13 protein-coding genes and 4 tRNA genes are annotated in these 16,422 nt (G+C 46.1%); 15 read left to right on the plus strand and 2 right to left on the minus strand.

What is annotated here, in order from left to right; all coding sequences use genetic code 11:
* Window positions 1–70 precede the first annotated feature (70 nt).
* Complete coding sequence (locus tag ACMYUL_RS07520; protein WP_415772915.1) at window positions 71–766, minus strand: hypothetical protein; 696 nt, start codon at window positions 764–766, stop codon at window positions 71–73.
* A gap of 197 nt (window positions 767–963) precedes the next feature.
* Window positions 964–1,185 (minus strand): hypothetical protein, encoded by a 222-nt coding sequence (locus ACMYUL_RS07525; protein ID WP_415769727.1) that lies wholly within the window; start codon window positions 1,183–1,185, stop codon window positions 964–966.
* A gap of 269 nt (window positions 1,186–1,454) precedes the next feature.
* On the opposite strand from ACMYUL_RS07525, the gene rsmD reads away from it, so the two are divergent.
* From rsmD to rpoC, 15 genes are all read left to right on the plus strand, one after another.
* A complete protein-coding gene (gene rsmD / locus ACMYUL_RS07530) occupies window positions 1,455–2,021 on the plus strand; it encodes a 16S rRNA (guanine(966)-N(2))-methyltransferase RsmD (RefSeq protein WP_415769729.1) in 567 nt (188 codons plus the stop codon).
* A 121-nt stretch (window positions 2,022–2,142) separates the two neighbouring features.
* Entirely contained in the window at window positions 2,143–2,394 is a 252-nt protein-coding gene (locus ACMYUL_RS07535) for a YfhL family 4Fe-4S dicluster ferredoxin (RefSeq protein WP_003679513.1), read from the plus strand.
* A gap of 99 nt (window positions 2,395–2,493) precedes the next feature.
* Window positions 2,494–2,577 (plus strand) — tRNA-Tyr (locus tag ACMYUL_RS07540).
* A gap of 36 nt (window positions 2,578–2,613) precedes the next feature.
* Window positions 2,614–2,687 (plus strand) — tRNA-Gly (locus ACMYUL_RS07545).
* 11 nt (window positions 2,688–2,698) lie between these two features.
* Window positions 2,699–2,773 (plus strand) — tRNA-Thr (locus tag ACMYUL_RS07550).
* A 40-nt stretch (window positions 2,774–2,813) separates the two neighbouring features.
* Window positions 2,814–3,998, plus strand: a complete 1,185-nt coding sequence (tuf, locus tag ACMYUL_RS07555) for an elongation factor Tu (RefSeq protein WP_003742643.1) — start codon at window positions 2,814–2,816, stop codon at window positions 3,996–3,998.
* 6 nt (window positions 3,999–4,004) lie between these two features.
* Window positions 4,005–4,080 (plus strand) — tRNA-Trp (locus ACMYUL_RS07560).
* 119 nt (window positions 4,081–4,199) lie between these two features.
* Window positions 4,200–4,472, plus strand: a complete 273-nt coding sequence (gene secE, locus ACMYUL_RS07565) for a preprotein translocase subunit SecE (RefSeq protein ID WP_003779769.1) — start codon at window positions 4,200–4,202, stop codon at window positions 4,470–4,472.
* 2 nt (window positions 4,473–4,474) lie between these two features.
* Window positions 4,475–5,008 carry a transcription termination/antitermination protein NusG gene (gene nusG / locus ACMYUL_RS07570; RefSeq protein WP_003760509.1) on the plus strand — a complete coding sequence of 178 codons (534 nt, stop codon included), beginning with the start codon at window positions 4,475–4,477 and terminating at the stop codon, window positions 5,006–5,008.
* A 106-nt stretch (window positions 5,009–5,114) separates the two neighbouring features.
* A complete protein-coding gene (rplK, locus tag ACMYUL_RS07575) occupies window positions 5,115–5,549 on the plus strand; it encodes a 50S ribosomal protein L11 (protein WP_049224661.1) in 435 nt (144 codons plus the stop codon).
* Complete coding sequence (gene rplA, locus ACMYUL_RS07580; RefSeq protein ID WP_415769733.1) at window positions 5,549–6,244, plus strand: 50S ribosomal protein L1; 696 nt, start codon at window positions 5,549–5,551, stop codon at window positions 6,242–6,244. The genes rplK and rplA overlap by 1 nt, the downstream gene beginning before the upstream one ends.
* A 227-nt stretch (window positions 6,245–6,471) precedes the next feature.
* Entirely contained in the window at window positions 6,472–6,972 is a 501-nt protein-coding gene (rplJ, locus tag ACMYUL_RS07585; RefSeq protein ID WP_415769735.1) for a 50S ribosomal protein L10, read from the plus strand.
* A 58-nt stretch (window positions 6,973–7,030) separates the two neighbouring features.
* Complete coding sequence (gene rplL, locus ACMYUL_RS07590) at window positions 7,031–7,402, plus strand: 50S ribosomal protein L7/L12 (RefSeq protein ID WP_003677916.1); 372 nt, start codon at window positions 7,031–7,033, stop codon at window positions 7,400–7,402.
* Between the two features lie 190 nt (window positions 7,403–7,592).
* A complete protein-coding gene (gene rpoB / locus ACMYUL_RS07595; protein WP_415769737.1) occupies window positions 7,593–11,771 on the plus strand; it encodes a DNA-directed RNA polymerase subunit beta in 4,179 nt (1,392 codons plus the stop codon).
* Between the two features lie 165 nt (window positions 11,772–11,936).
* Entirely contained in the window at window positions 11,937–16,112 is a 4,176-nt protein-coding gene (gene rpoC / locus ACMYUL_RS07600) for a DNA-directed RNA polymerase subunit beta' (RefSeq protein WP_415769739.1), read from the plus strand.
* Window positions 16,113–16,422 lie beyond the last annotated feature (310 nt).

Below are 16,422 nucleotides of genomic sequence, written 5' to 3' on the forward strand. Positions count from 1 at the left end.
TAGGTTGGTTTGAAAGAGAAAAGGTCGTCTGAAAAATTTTTCAGACGACCTTTGCTTTTCTGTGATTGGTTTATTTGAATCCGCGTGTCGTTTTAAAGTCCGATAAAATACGGTTCATTTCTGGTTCAAATAAGGCTATGTAATCGTAAGATAGACCGCGACTGGCACTGGGGTGGGGAAAACAAACGACTTCGCAATTTTCAAACGATTGGAATCTGATTTTGAAACGTGTGCCGCTAAAATCTTTTTGTACTACTCGCAGCGGTTGAGTTTGTTTTCCGACAAGCTGCTCGAAGCGCGGCAATACATTTGCGTGATTAAGATAATTTGTCAGATTGCTTCCCATGAAGAGAATCAATTTAGGGCGTAGTTTCTCAATGTGGTAGAGAAAATTATCGACGTGTTCAGGCTGGAGAAATTTGTTTGGATTGTCGATTTTGTTGCCCTGAGTAGCTGCCCAGTTGGTTTGTACCAGGGATTTTTCAAATGCACCGCCCAATTCATTTTCGTCTAAGGGGTGTCCCCACATTTCAAACCAAATTTTTATCGTCTTGTCGTAACGCCACTTTTTTGCCTGTTCACCGAAATAGAGGGATTTATTGGCAAATGTATGGTCGATTTTGTTTTCAGGGAGTTTGTATTCACCTGCTACATAAGCAGCCTCATCGGCTTTACTCCAACCCCATTCATACCCACAAATCATTAAGCCATGTTTGTCGTTGTAACCTTGAAATATACTGTTACTGAGATTCAGATCTGACATGATAGTAGCCTTACATTAATGTTTCAAAAATGACTACTCATTATAAATAAGCAAATGTAATTTATCTAGTTTTATGTTTAAGTTGAAAACATACTTCACACGGTGAAACGCAGTTCAATATTTCATGTCGTCAAATTCAAAACCAAAAGGTCGTCTGAAAAATTTTTCAGACGACCTTTTGGTTTTGTAAAAGACAAGTTTTAACGCCGCGCGAAAACCAACGTGGCAAGAAAGAATAAACTGACTATCAAAGCAACGGTTTTGCCGATTAAGGGCAGGCAGAAGACGAACCAAAGCAGACCGCGCCCCAAGTTCGGTATCAATCCCAAGTGGCGGTAATATTCGTCAAAGAAATGGGCGTGGGCGGTGAAGGCAATTACACCGCCGATATAAACACCAAAAATAATTTTCCAAAGCGGCATTGTCAGCCATCCATATTTTCATTAAGTATTATGGTTAATAGACTGAAAAAACGGTGGGAAAGTTCTAATGGCGGACGTAAGCGACCTTTTTATTTGAGAAAATATTTTATGATTTATAAAATTTTGTAAGTTTACCATCATAAAAAATAAATTTTTGCGATGGGTCGATTTGTTCTCATGCTGCCTTAAATGAAAAAGCGCTGCGGTATAATAGCTGTTTTGTCATTCTTTAAAGGTCGTCTGAAAGTGTCGGACGATTTGTTTTAATCATGAGCAAACACAGCAAACATTCAAATCAAGTCCGCATCATCGGCGGGCAATGCAGGGGACGGAAACTGGTTTTTGCAGATGCGGACGGTCTGCGTCCGACGCCTGACAGTGTCCGCGAAAAACTGTTCAACTGGCTCGGTCAGGATTTGACCGGTATGAATGTGTTGGATTTGTTTGCCGGAAGCGGCGCGTTGGGATTTGAAGCTGCGTCCCGTAACGCGAAAAGGGCTGTGTTGGCAGACAATAACCGTAAAACTGCCGATATGCTGCGGCAAAACGCCAGAGGATTGGGTTTGGATAAGCTGGAAATCCTCAATACCGATGGTCTTGCGTATTTGCAGAGGTCGTCTGAAAAGTTTGATGTGGTCTTTTTGGATCCGCCGTTTGCGTGGCAGGGTTGGGAAAATTTGTTTACTTCTTTGAAAAACAGCTTGAAAAACGGGGCAATGGTCTATATTGAAGCAGGGGAGCTGCCCGATTTCCCGGAGTGGCTGGAGCCTTATCGCGAAGGGCGGGCGGGTAAGAGTGGTTTTGTGCTCTTGCAGTTTGTCCAAGTGGCTGAATAGTAAGAGATTTGAGAATCATTACCAGGGTGTAAACATTCGCCTAAATGGATTGTTTTTGACGCGTTTGTGCTATAATCCGCGCCCAATCGGTTTTGATAATTTAAATGAAAAAGGAAAAGAAATGTCGCTCTTTATTACAGATGAGTGCATTAACTGTGACGTTTGCGAGCCGGAGTGCCCCAATGACGCCATCTCGCAAGGCGAGGAAATTTATGAAATCAACCCTAATTTGTGTACGCAGTGCGTAGGTCACTATGATGAGCCGCAATGTCAGCAGGTATGCCCTGTAGACTGTATCTTAATTGATGAAGAGCATCCTGAAACGCACGAAGAGCTGATGGCAAAATACGAAAAAATCATTCAGTTCAAATAAATTCTTTTTTAAAGCAATAAATTGAGTGATTTTTAAAAAACAAAATTAAAAAAGAGCTTGACGAAAATCTGAGTCGCGAATAAAATTGCGTTCTCTTTTGGTGGGATTCCCGAGCGGTCAAAGGGGGCAGACTGTAAATCTGTTGCGAGAGCTTCGAAGGTTCGAATCCTTCTCCCACCACCAAATTCCAATGTGTTGGAGCATTGATGCAGTAAGTCTGCGGGTGTAGCTCAATGGTAGAGCAGAAGCCTTCCAAGCTTACGGTGAGGGTTCGATTCCCTTCACCCGCTCCAATAGTCTATTGGCCCATGTAGCTCAGGGGTAGAGCACTCCCTTGGTAAGGGAGAGGCCGGCAGTTCAAATCTGCCCATGGGCACCAAATACCATTTTCTCAGTATTTTAAAGATAGGAAATTTGCCATGGCAAAGGAAAAATTTGAACGTAGCAAACCGCACGTAAACGTTGGCACCATCGGTCACGTTGACCATGGTAAAACCACTCTGACTGCTGCTTTGACTACTATTTTGGCTAAAAAATTCGGCGGTGCTGCAAAAGCTTACGACCAAATCGACAACGCTCCCGAAGAAAAAGCCCGTGGTATTACCATCAATACCTCACACGTAGAATACGAAACCGAAACCCGCCACTACGCACACGTAGACTGCCCGGGTCACGCCGACTACGTTAAAAACATGATTACCGGTGCCGCACAAATGGATGGCGCAATCTTGGTATGTTCCGCTGCCGACGGTCCTATGCCGCAAACCCGCGAACACATCCTGTTGGCCCGCCAAGTAGGCGTACCTTACATCATCGTGTTCATGAACAAATGCGACATGGTTGACGATGCCGAGCTGTTGGAACTGGTTGAAATGGAAATCCGTGACTTGCTGTCAAGTTACGACTTCCCAGGCGACGACTGCCCGATCGTACAGGGTTCTGCGCTGAAAGCCTTGGAAGGCGACGCTGCTTACGAAGAAAAAATCTTCGAACTGGCTGCCGCATTGGACAGCTACATCCCGACTCCTGAGCGTGCCGTGGACAAACCGTTCCTGTTGCCTATCGAAGACGTATTCTCCATCTCCGGTCGTGGTACAGTAGTAACCGGCCGTGTAGAGCGCGGTGTCATCCACGTTGGTGACGAGATCGAAATCGTAGGTCTGAAAGAAACCCAAAAAACCACTTGTACCGGTGTTGAGATGTTCCGCAAACTGCTGGACGAAGGTCAGGCCGGTGACAACGTAGGCGTATTGCTGCGCGGTACCAAACGCGAAGAAGTGGAACGCGGTCAAGTATTGGCTAAACCGGGTACCATCACTCCGCACACCAAATTCAAAGCGGAAGTGTACGTATTGAGCAAAGAAGAGGGTGGCCGTCATACTCCGTTCTTCGCCAACTACCGTCCTCAATTCTACTTCCGTACTACCGACGTAACCGGTGCGGTTACTTTGGAAGAAGGTGTAGAAATGGTTATGCCTGGTGAGAACGTAGCCATCACTGTAGAACTGATTGCACCTATCGCTATGGAAGAAGGTCTGCGCTTTGCGATTCGCGAAGGTGGTCGTACCGTAGGTGCAGGTGTGGTTTCTTCTATCATCGCTTAAGTTTAGAGGCCAATAGCTCAATTGGTAGAGTATCGGTCTCCAAAACCGAGGGTTGGGGGTTCGAGACCCTCTTGGCCTGCCAAATAAAAAATTAACCGGCCCTGTGCCGGTTAATTTTTTTGCATTTCTTTTTTAGTAATTAATTTAAACCATTGCATGAGTGAGATAGTGCGACTTTGATGCTGTGGTGAGTGAGTAAAGATGACTGAGCATACATCTGAACATAAAGCAGAAAAGTCGGGTCAGCTTGTAACATCCGGCAATCATTCTACGCCGCCTAAGCGAGAAGGGCTGCTTTCCTATTTTAAAAACTCATGGTCTGAGTTTAAAAAAGTTGTTTGGCCTACGCGAGATGATGCAGTTAAGATGACGATCTTCGTCGTTATATTTGTAGCAATCTTGGCAGTATTTATTTATGCGGCAGACAGTGCTATTTCTTGGCTGTTTTTTGATGTGTTGTTGAAGAGGGGGTAAAAATGTCAAAACGTTGGTATGTTGTGCAGGCTTATTCCGGCTTTGAGAAAAATGTCCAGAAGACCCTAAAAGAGCGTATCGCTCGCGAAGGCATGGAAGGTTATTTCGGTCAGATTCTTGTTCCGGTTGAAGAAGTGGTCGATATTAAAAATGGTCGCAAAACCATTAGCGAGCGTAAGTTTTATCCGGGCTATGTTTTGGTCGAAATGGAAATGACCGATGATTCATGGCATTTGGTGAAAAGTACCCCTCGAGTTTCAGGTTTTATTGGTGGTACGGCAAATAAGCCTACTCCGATTTCTCAAAGAGAGGCTGATGCAATCTTGCAACAGGTTCGTTCTGGGGTTGAGAAGCCTAAACCTAAAGTTGAATTTGAAGTGGGGCAGCAAGTTCGTGTAAACGAAGGCCCTTTTGCTGACTTCAACGGTATTGTAGATGAAGTGAATTATGAGCGTAATAAATTGAGGGTTTCTGTTCAGATTTTTGGTCGCGAAACCCCGGTTGAGCTGGAGTTTGGTCAAGTAGAAAAGATTTAAGTTTTTAAATCCCTTGAAAAAAAATCTCTAAGTAAATATAATGCTGAATTCTTTTTTGGGAAGCGGAAATGGTTCCGCGCTATACCCGTTTTTAGGAGTCCTATAAGTGGCAAAGAAAATTATCGGCTATATCAAACTGCAAATTCCTGCAGGTAAAGCCAATCCATCTCCCCCAGTTGGTCCTGCTTTGGGTCAACGTGGTCTGAATATTATGGAATTCTGTAAGGCATTTAATGCTGCAACTCAAGGCATTGAGCCTGGTTTGCCGATTCCAGTTGTAATTACTGCATTTGCGGATAAGTCATTCACTTTTGTGATGAAAACTCCTCCGGCCTCTATTCTGTTGAAAAAAGCCGCCGGTTTGCAAAAAGGTAGTTCTAATCCTCTGACAAACAAAGTGGGTAAATTGACCCGTGCTCAGTTGGAAGAAATTGCTAAAACTAAAGAACCTGATTTGACTGCTGCTGATTTGGATGCCGCTGTTCGCACTATTGCTGGTTCTGCTCGTTCAATGGGTTTGGATGTGGAGGGTGTTGTATAATGGCTAAAGTATCTAAACGCTTGAAAGCTTTGCGCTCTTCTGTTGAAGCCAATAAATTATATGCAATTGATGAAGCAATTGCTTTGGTAAAAAAAGCAGCGACTGCTAAATTTGACGAGTCTGTTGACGTATCTTTCAACTTGGGTGTTGATCCGCGTAAATCTGACCAAGTTATCCGTGGTTCAGTTGTTCTGCCTAAAGGTACTGGTAAAACAACCCGCGTGGCAGTATTTACTCAAGGTGCAAATGCTGAAGCAGCTAAAGAAGCTGGTGCTGATGTTGTCGGCTTTGAAGATTTGGCTACTGAAATCAAAGCAGGTAATCTGAACTTTGACGTTGTTATTGCTTCTCCTGATGCAATGCGCATCGTTGGTCAGTTGGGTACCATCTTAGGTCCGCGTGGTTTGATGCCGAACCCTAAAGTGGGTACTGTTACTCCTAATGTGGCTGAAGCAGTTAAAAATGCAAAAGCAGGTCAAGTGCAATATCGTACAGACAAAGCCGGTATTGTTCATGCAACTATCGGTCGTGCTTCGTTCGCTGAAGCTGATTTGAAAGAGAACTTTGATGCGTTGCTGGACGCTATCGTTAAAGCCAAACCCGCTGCTGCTAAAGGTCAGTACCTGAAAAAAGTTGCTGTATCCAGCACTATGGGTTTAGGTGTTCGCGTTGATACATCAAGCGTGAATAACTAATCTAAGAAATTTTCAAGCAACTCTATTTTTGAGTTGCTTGAATTTGGGCTACTTAGAATTAAGTAGATGTCCAAGACCGTAGGGATCGCAAGATTTAATCGTAACTGCCCTACGCAGACGGTAGTCCTGAAACACATTGCAAGATTGCTTGTAAGATGTCTTTTTAGGTTACCGCGCTGGTGGGATATCATTTCGATATCCTGTTTATAAACAGTGGGAGGTAGACCTTGAGTCTCAATATTGAAACCAAGAAAGTAGCCGTAGAGGAAATCAGCGCAGCAATTGCTAACGCCCAGACTCTCGTGGTTGCTGAATATCGCGGTATCAGTGTTTCCAGTATGACTGAGCTTCGCGCTAATGCGCGTAAAGAAGGCGTTTACTTGCGCGTTCTGAAAAACACATTGGCTCGTCGTGCAGTAGAGGGTACTTCATTCGCAGCTTTGGCTGATCAAATGGTTGGTCCATTGGTTTATGCTGCTTCTGAAGATGCTGTTGCTGCTGCTAAAGTGTTGCACCAATTCGCGAAAAAAGATGACAAAATTGTAGTTAAAGCCGGTTCTTACAATGGTGAAGTGATGAATGCTACTCAGGTTGCTGAGTTGGCTTCTATTCCGAGCCGCGAAGAGCTGTTGTCCAAACTGTTGTTCGTTATGCAAGCTCCTGTATCAGGCTTTGCGCGCGGTTTGGCTGCTTTGGCAGAGAAAAAAGCAGGCGAAGAAGCCGCTTAATCAATTTTGTTTCTGTTAATCAATTATTTTTTAATACAATATTTGGAGTATAAATAGCATGGCTATTACTAAAGAAGACATTTTGGAAGCAGTTGGTTCTTTGACCGTAATGGAATTGAACGACTTGGTTAAAGCTTTTGAAGAAAAATTCGGCGTTTCTGCTGCTGCTGTTGCAGTTGCGGGTCCTGCTGGTGCTGGTGCTGCTGCTGCTGAAGAAAAAACTGAATTTGACGTAGTATTGGCTTCTGCCGGTGACCAAAAAGTTGGCGTGATTAAAGTAGTCCGCGCAATTACTGGTCTGGGTCTGAAAGAAGCTAAAGACATCGTTGATGGTGCACCTAAAACTCTTAAAGAAGGTGTTTCTAAAGCTGAAGCTGAAGACATCCAAAAACAATTGGAAGAAGCCGGCGCTAAAGTCGAAATCAAATAATTTGATGCTTCCTGTGAAGGCTGGCAGTTTTCTGCCAGCCTTATTTTGCTTGTTGTTATTAGGTTAATCGGTTATTTACATTTATTTGCAATTTATTCGCTAGTTAAGTTTAAATAAATGTAAATAACACACAAACAATTGGCGTTATTTCAGACGACCTCTTTCTTTAAAATTGCTTTTCGGAGTGTATATGAACTATTCGTTTACCGAGAAAAAACGTATCCGTAAGAGTTTTGCAAAACGAGAGAACGTATTGGACGTTCCCTTTTTGTTGGCAACACAAATTGATTCTTATGCGAAATTTCTGCAATTAGAAAATGCTTTTGATCAGCGTACTGACGATGGTCTTCAGGCTGCATTTAATTCTATTTTCCCTATCGTAAGCCACAACGGTTATGCGCGTCTGGAGTTTGTGCATTACACGCTGGGTGAGCCTTTGTTCGATATTCCTGAATGTCAATTGCGTGGAATCACTTATGCCGCTCCCCTGCGTGCGCGTATCCGATTGGTTATTTTAGACAAGGAAGCGTCTAAACCGACAGTCAAAGAAGTTCGTGAAAATGAAGTGTATATGGGCGAAATCCCATTGATGACTCCAAGTGGTTCGTTTGTCATTAATGGTACCGAACGTGTGATTGTTTCTCAGTTGCACCGTTCTCCCGGTGTGTTCTTTGAGCATGACCGTGGTAAAACCCATTCCTCCGGTAAATTATTGTTCTCTGCCCGAATCATTCCTTACCGTGGTTCGTGGTTGGATTTCGAATTTGACCCGAAAGATTTGCTGTATTTCCGCATCGACCGTCGCCGCAAAATGCCGGTTACGATTTTGTTGAAGGCTTTGGGCTACAACAATGAGCAGATCTTGGATATTTTCTACGATAAAGAAACGTTCTATCTGTCTGAAAATGGTGTTCAAACCGATTTGGTTGTAGGTCGTCTGAAAGGTGAAACTGCCAAAGTTGATATCTTAGATAAAGAAGGCAACGTATTGGTTGCTAAAGGTAAACGCATTACCGCAAAAAATATCCGTGATATCAGCAATGCGGGATTGACTCGTTTGGATGTGGAGCCGGAAAGTTTGATTGGCAAAGCTTTGGCCGCGGATTTGATTGATCCTGAAACGGGTGAAGTATTGGCTGTGGCCAACGATGAAATCACTGAAGAGTTGTTGGCAAAATTTGATATCCATGGTGTAAAACAGCTTACTACGCTTTACATTAATGAATTGGATCAGGGTGGCTATATTTCCAATACTCTGCGTACTGATGAGACTGCTGATCAGCAAGCAGCACGTGTTGCGATTTACCGCATGATGCGCCCGGGCGAGCCGCCTACCGAAGAGGCAGTCGAGCAATTGTTTAACCGCTTGTTCTTCAGTGAGGACAGCTACGATTTGTCTCGCGTAGGCCGTATGAAATTCAATACGCGTACTTATGAACAAAAATTGTCTGAAGCACAACAGCAGTCTTGGTATGGCCGTTTGTTGAATGAAACTTTTGCAGGAGCTGCCGAAAAAGGCGGTTATGTCCTGAGCGTCGAAGATATTGTTGCCTCAATTGCTACTTTGGTTGAATTGCGTAACGGTCATGGCGAAGTGGACGATATTGACCACTTGGGTAACCGTCGTGTGCGGTCGGTAGGTGAGTTGACTGAAAACCAATTCCGCAGTGGTTTGGCTCGTGTGGAACGTGCCGTAAAAGAACGCTTGAATCAGGCAGAATCAGAAAACTTAATGCCGCATGATTTGATTAATGCGAAACCTGTTTCTGCTGCCATCAAAGAATTCTTCGGCTCAAGCCAATTGAGTCAGTTTATGGATCAGACCAACCCCTTGTCTGAAGTAACTCATAAACGCCGTGTATCTGCGTTGGGCCCGGGTGGTTTGACCCGTGAACGTGCGGGTTTCGAGGTGCGAGACGTGCATCCGACCCACTATGGTCGCGTATGTCCGATTGAAACGCCTGAAGGTCCGAACATCGGTTTGATTAACTCATTGTCCGTTTATGCGCGTACCAATGATTATGGTTTCTTGGAAACTCCTTACCGCCGCGTTATCGACGGCAAAGTAACCGAGGAAATCGATTACTTGTCTGCCATTGAAGAAGGCCGCTATGTGATTGCACAGGCGAATGCTGATTTAGACAAAGACGGTAATTTGATTGGTGACTTGGTCACTTGTCGTGAAAAAGGTGAAACCATTATGGCAACGCCTGACCGTGTGCAATATATGGACGTGGCAACCGGTCAAGTGGTATCCGTAGCGGCATCCCTGATTCCGTTCTTGGAACACGATGATGCGAACCGTGCATTGATGGGTGCCAACATGCAACGTCAGGCCGTACCGTGCCTGCGTCCTGAAAAACCGATGGTTGGTACCGGTATCGAGCGTTCTGTTGCCGTTGACTCTGCTACCGCAATCGTTGCCCGTCGCGGCGGTGTGGTTGAGTATGTTGATGCCAACCGTGTTGTGATTCGTGTTCATGACGATGAAGCGACTGCCGGTGAAGTGGGTGTCGATATTTACAACTTGGTTAAATTCACCCGTTCTAACCAGTCTACCAATATCAACCAACGTCCTGCCGTTAAAGCCGGCGACGTTTTGCAACGCGGCGATTTGATTGCTGACGGCGCATCCACCGATTTGGGCGAATTGGCTTTGGGTCAAAACATGACCATCGCCTTCATGCCGTGGAACGGTTATAACTATGAAGACTCGATTCTGATTTCCGAAAAAGTGGCTGCGGACGACCGATATACTTCGATTCACATTGAGGAATTGAATGTCGTTGCCCGCGATACCAAGCTGGGTGCGGAAGATATCACCCGCGATATTCCGAACTTGTCCGAGCGTATGCAAAACCGTTTGGACGAATCCGGTATCGTTTATATTGGTGCGGAAGTGGAAGCAGGCGATGTGTTGGTAGGTAAAGTAACGCCTAAAGGCGAAACCCAACTGACTCCTGAAGAGAAACTGCTGCGCGCCATCTTTGGCGAAAAAGCATCCGACGTAAAAGACACCTCGTTGCGTATGCCTACTGGCATGAGCGGTACGGTTATCGACGTTCAAGTCTTTACTCGCGAAGGTATCCAACGCGACAAACGTGCTCAATCCATTATTGATTCCGAGCTGAAACGTTACCGTCAAGACTTGGGAGACCAGTTGCGTATTTTTGATAACGATGCATTCGACCGTATTGAGCGCATGATCGTCGGTCAAAAAGCCAACGGCGGTCCAATGAAGCTGGCTAAAGGCAGTGAAATCACTACCGAATATCTGGCGGGTCTGCCTAGCAAACACGATTGGTTCGATATCCGTTTGTCAGATGAAGATTTGGCCAAACAATTAGAACTGATTAAATTGAGTCTGCAACAAAAACGCGAAGAAGCGGACGAGTTGTACGAAATCAAGAAGAAAAAACTGACCCAAGGCGACGAATTGCAGCCTGGCGTACAAAAAATGGTGAAAGTCTTTATCGCCATCAAACGCCGTCTGCAAGCCGGTGACAAAATGGCGGGCCGCCACGGTAACAAAGGTGTGGTATCGCGCATTCTGCCTGTAGAAGACATGCCTTATATGGCGGACGGTCGTCCTGTGGACATCGTATTGAACCCGTTGGGCGTACCTTCCCGTATGAACATCGGTCAGATTTTGGAAGTTCACTTGGGTTGGGCGGCAAAAGGTATCGGCGAGCGTATCGACCGTATGCTGAAAGAGCAACGTAAAGCCAGCGAGCTGCGCGAGTTCTTGAACAAACTCTACAACGGCAGCGGTAAGAAAGAAGATTTGGACGCTCTGACTGATGAAGAAATCATCGAACTGGCTTCCAACCTGCGTAAAGGCGCATCTTTTGCATCGCCGGTGTTTGACGGTGCGAAAGAATCCGAAATCCGCGAAATGCTGAATTTGGCTTATCCAAGCGATGATCCTGAAGTCGAAAAACTGGGCTTTAACGACAGCAAAACCCAAATCACGCTGTATGACGGACGCTCTGGCGAACCGTTTGACCGCAAGGTAACAGTAGGTGTGATGCACTATCTGAAGCTGCACCACTTGGTTGACGAAAAAATGCACGCGCGTTCTACCGGTCCATATAGTTTGGTTACTCAACAGCCTCTGGGCGGTAAAGCTCAGTTCGGTGGTCAACGTTTCGGTGAGATGGAGGTTTGGGCGCTGGAAGCATACGGCGCAGCCTACACGCTGCAAGAGATGTTGACTGTGAAGTCCGACGACGTAACAGGCCGTACCAAAATGTACGAGAACATCGTCAAAGGCGAACACAAAATCGATGCCGGTATGCCTGAGTCCTTCAACGTATTGGTTAAAGAGATTCGCTCACTGGGCTTGGATATCGATTTGGAACGTTACTAAACAGAAGTTTTCAGACGACCTCTCTAGGTCGTCTGAAAAAGCGGTTGCAGAATAAGAATGAATGAATCGAAATCTGAAAATATCAGGTCGTCTGAAACCGTAACGTACCGTTTCCAATATCGAAAATCCGCCATGCGGTAAAAATACTTCCTTCAAGGAGCAAAAATGAATTTGTTGAACTTATTTAATCCGTTGCAAACTGCCGGCATGGAAGAAGAGTTTGATGCCATCAAAATCGGCATTGCTTCTCCCGAAACCATCCGTTCATGGTCTTACGGCGAAGTTAAAAAGCCTGAAACCATCAACTATCGTACGTTCAAACCTGAGCGTGACGGTCTGTTCTGCGCCAAAATCTTTGGTCCGGTCAAAGACTACGAGTGCTTGTGCGGAAAATATAAACGCTTGAAATTTAAAGGTGTAACCTGTGAAAAATGTGGAGTGGAAGTAACTTTGTCCAAAGTGCGCCGCGAACGCATGGGTCATATCGAATTGGCCGCACCTGTGGCACACATTTGGTTCTTGAAATCCCTGCCTTCTCGTTTGGGCATGGTGTTGGACATGACTTTGCGCGACATTGAACGCGTATTGTACTTTGAAGCATTTGTTGTGACCGACCCCGGCATGACTCCGCTGCAACGCCGTCAATTGCTGACTGAAGATGACTACTACAACAAACTGGACGAATACGGCGACGATTTCGATGCCAAAATGGGTGCGGAAGGTATCCGCGAATTGTTGCGCACCTTGGATGTAGCAGGCGAAATCGAAATTCTGCGCCAAGAGCTTGAGTCGACCGGTTCAGATACCAAAATCAAAAAAATCGCAAAACGTTTGAAAGTATTGGAAGCCTTCCATCGTTCCGGTATGAAACTGGAGTGGATGATTATGGACGTGTTGCCGGTATTGCCGCCTGATTTGCGTCCTCTGGTTCCGTTGGACGGTGGCCGTTTTGCCACTTCCGATTTGAACGATTTGTACCGTCGCGTCATCAACCGTAACAACCGTCTGAAACGCCTGCTGGAACTGCACGCTCCTGACATCATTGTTCGCAACGAAAAACGTATGTTGCAAGAAGCGGTTGACTCGCTGTTGGATAACGGCCGTCGCGGTAAAGCCATGACCGGTGCCAACAAACGTCCGCTGAAATCATTGGCCGACATGATTAAAGGTAAGGGCGGTCGTTTCCGTCAAAACCTGCTGGGTAAACGTGTGGACTACTCCGGTCGTTCCGTGATTACCGTAGGTCCATACCTGCGTCTGCACCAATGTGGTTTGCCGAAAAAAATGGCTTTGGAACTGTTCAAGCCGTTCATTTTCCATAAACTGGAAAAACAAGGTTTAGCTTCTACCGTTAAAGCAGCGAAAAAATTGGTAGAGCAAGAAGTACCTGAAGTATGGGACATCTTGGAAGAAGTCATTCGCGAACATCCTATTATGCTGAATCGTGCGCCGACCCTGCACCGTTTGGGTATTCAAGCGTTTGAACCCATCCTGATTGAAGGTAAAGCCATTCAGCTGCATCCGTTGGTATGTGCCGCGTTTAACGCCGACTTTGACGGTGACCAAATGGCGGTACACGTTCCATTGAGCTTGGAAGCGCAAATGGAAGCGCGCACCCTGATGCTGGCTTCAAACAACGTATTGTCTCCTGCCAACGGCGAACCGATTATCGTACCTTCCCAAGACATTGTATTGGGTCTGTACTACATGACCCGCGACCGCATCAATGCCAAAGGTGAGGGCAGTCTGTTTGCTGATGTGAAAGAAGTGCATCGTGCATACCATACCAAACAGGTTGAGCTGGGTACGAAAATCACCGTACGTCTGCGCGAATGGGTGAAAAACGAAGCTGGTGAATTTGAGCCTGTCGTTACCCGCTACGAAACGACTGTCGGTCGTGCATTGTTGAGCGAAATCCTGCCTAAAGGCCTGCCGTTCGAATACATCAACAAAGCGCTGAAGAAAAAAGAAATTTCTAAGCTGATTAACGCATCGTTCCGCCTATGCGGTTTGCGCGATACGGTTATCTTCGCCGACCACTTGATGTACACCGGTTTCGGATTCGCAGCCAAAGGCGGTATTTCCATTGCTGTTGACGACATGGAAATTCCGAAAGAAAAAGCGGCCTTGTTGGCTGAAGCTAATGCCGAGGTTAAAGAAATCGAAGACCAATACCGTCAAGGTTTGGTCACCAACGGCGAACGCTACAACAAAGTGGTGGATATTTGGGGTCGTGCCGGCGATAAAATTGCTAAAGCGATGATGGATAACTTGTCTAAACAGAAAGTTATCGACCGTGACGGCAACGAAGTCGATCAAGAGTCATTCAACTCCATCTATATGATGGCAGACTCTGGTGCCCGTGGTTCTGCGGCTCAGATTAAACAGTTGTCCGGTATGCGTGGTCTGATGGCTAAACCTGACGGCTCGATTATTGAAACGCCGATTACCTCAAACTTCCGCGAAGGTCTGACCGTATTGCAATACTTTATTGCGACCCACGGTGCGCGTAAGGGTTTGGCGGATACCGCATTGAAAACTGCGAACTCCGGTTACCTGACCCGTCGTCTGGTAGACGTAACTCAAGACTTGGTCGTTGTTGAAGACGATTGTGGCACTACAGACGGCTTTGTCATGAAGGCAGTTGTGCAAGGCGGTGATGTGATTGAAGCATTGCGCGATCGTATTTTGGGTCGTGTTACCGCGTCTGACGTTGTCGATCCGTCAAGTGGCGAAACCTTGGTTGAAGCCGGTACGTTGTTGACTGAAAAACTGGTGGATATGATTGACCAATCCGGTGTCGATGAAGTCAAGGTCCGTACCCCGATTACTTGTAAAACCCGCCATGGCTTGTGCGCACACTGTTATGGTCGCGACTTGGCACGCGGCAAATTGGTCAATGCCGGAGAAGCAGTCGGCGTGATTGCCGCTCAGTCTATCGGTGAACCAGGTACCCAGTTGACCATGCGTACGTTCCACATCGGTGGCGCGGCATCCCGTGCGGCAGCAGCCAGCCAAGTTGAAGCCAAATCCAACGGTACGGCACGATTCAGCAGCCAAATGCGTTATGTTGCCAACAACAAAGGCGAATTGGTTGTCATCGGACGCTCTTGCGAAGTCGTTATCCATGATGATATTGGCCGTGAACGTGAGCGCCACAAAGTGCCTTACGGTGCGATTTTGATGGTTCAAGATGGTGAAGCCATTAAAGCCGGTCAAACGTTGGCAACCTGGGATCCGCATACCCGTCCGATGATTACCGAACACGCAGGTTGGGTGAAATTCGAAAACGTGGAAGAGGGTGTAACCGTTGCTAAACAAACTGACGATGTAACCGGTTTGTCCACCTTGGTGGTTATCGACGGTAAACGCCGCTCCGGCAGCGCATCCAAACTGCTGCGTCCGACTGTGAAACTGTTGGATGAAAACGGTCTGGAAATCTGCATCCCGGGTACCTCCACCCCAGTATCTATGGCATTCCCTGTGGGTGCAGTGATTACCGTACGCGAAGGTCAGGAAATCGGTAAAGGTGACGTATTGGCGCGTATCCCGCAAGCCTCTTCCAAAACCCGCGACATTACCGGTGGTCTGCCGCGCGTTGCCGAGCTGTTTGAAGCACGTGTGCCGAAAGATGCAGGTATGTTGGCAGAAATCACCGGTACCGTTTCATTTGGTAAGGAAACTAAAGGCAAACAGCGTCTGATTATCACTGATGTAGACGGCGTAGCATACGAGACTTTGATTTCCAAAGAGAAACAAATTCTGGTTCACGACGGTCAAGTGGTAAACCGCGGTGAAACCATCGTGGACGGAGCTGTTGATCCGCATGATATTCTGCGTTTGCAAGGTATCGAAGCACTGGCACGCTACATTGTCCAAGAGGTGCAAGAGGTTTATCGTCTGCAAGGTGTGAAGATTTCTGATAAACACATCGAAGTCATCATCCGTCAGATGCTGCGCCGTGTGAATATTGTCGATTCAGGTGAAACCGAATTCATTACCGGTGAGCAAGTCGAACGCGGTGATGTCATGACAGCCAATGAAAAAGCTTTGGAAGAGGGCAAAGAACCGGCACGTTACGAAAACGTATTGTTGGGTATTACCAAAGCCTCCTTGTCAACTGATAGCTTCATTTCTGCCGCATCCTTCCAAGAAACGACCCGCGTTCTGACCGAAGCCGCCATTATGGGTAAACAAGACGAGTTGCGCGGTCTGAAAGAGAACGTAATCGTAGGTCGTCTGATTCCTGCCGGTACCGGTTTGACTTACCACCGTAGCCGCCGCCAGCAATGGCAGGAAGCGGAGCAAGAAGCTTCCGAAATCGAAGCAACAGATGAGTAATCCGTAGGATGTTTGTTTGAAAGAAAACCGCAAGGCAATATCACTTGCGGTTTTCTTTTTCAGACGACCTGTGTGGATTATCAGTGTCGTTATGAAAAGTACGGTAGGAAGGGTGGCTCTAATAGAGTTGCAAACCGATTTATGCTTGATAAAGGTCGTCTGAACAAAGAGTGCGTATCGTTTGATGATTTTTATCCATTTCAGACGACCTCAGTTGCTAAATAGTTCTTAGTAAATACAAAATACCAACTTTTATCCGCCGTTTGCTTGACTAAACTCTTGCAATAAAAATATAATTCCACTCTTGCCG

The sequence above is a fragment of the Neisseria sp. CP9 genome, from assembly GCF_047758525.1.
Classification (GTDB): domain Bacteria; phylum Pseudomonadota; class Gammaproteobacteria; order Burkholderiales; family Neisseriaceae; genus Neisseria.

Coding starts and splice junctions, on each gene's coding strand:
- ACMYUL_RS07525 (WP_415769727.1), bottom strand. CDS start 1,185: ATGCCGCTTTGGAAAATTATTTTTGGTGTTTATATCGGCGGTGTAATT.
- rsmD (WP_415769729.1), top strand. CDS start 1,455: ATGAGCAAACACAGCAAACATTCAAATCAAGTCCGCATCATCGGCGGG.
- ACMYUL_RS07535 (WP_003679513.1), top strand. CDS start 2,143: ATGTCGCTCTTTATTACAGATGAGTGCATTAACTGTGACGTTTGCGAG.
- tuf (WP_003742643.1), top strand. CDS start 2,814: ATGGCAAAGGAAAAATTTGAACGTAGCAAACCGCACGTAAACGTTGGC.
- secE (WP_003779769.1), top strand. CDS start 4,200: ATGACTGAGCATACATCTGAACATAAAGCAGAAAAGTCGGGTCAGCTT.
- nusG (WP_003760509.1), top strand. CDS start 4,475: ATGTCAAAACGTTGGTATGTTGTGCAGGCTTATTCCGGCTTTGAGAAA.
- rplA (WP_415769733.1), top strand. CDS start 5,549: ATGGCTAAAGTATCTAAACGCTTGAAAGCTTTGCGCTCTTCTGTTGAA.
- rplL (WP_003677916.1), top strand. CDS start 7,031: ATGGCTATTACTAAAGAAGACATTTTGGAAGCAGTTGGTTCTTTGACC.
- rpoB (WP_415769737.1), top strand. CDS start 7,593: ATGAACTATTCGTTTACCGAGAAAAAACGTATCCGTAAGAGTTTTGCA.
- rpoC (WP_415769739.1), top strand. CDS start 11,937: ATGAATTTGTTGAACTTATTTAATCCGTTGCAAACTGCCGGCATGGAA.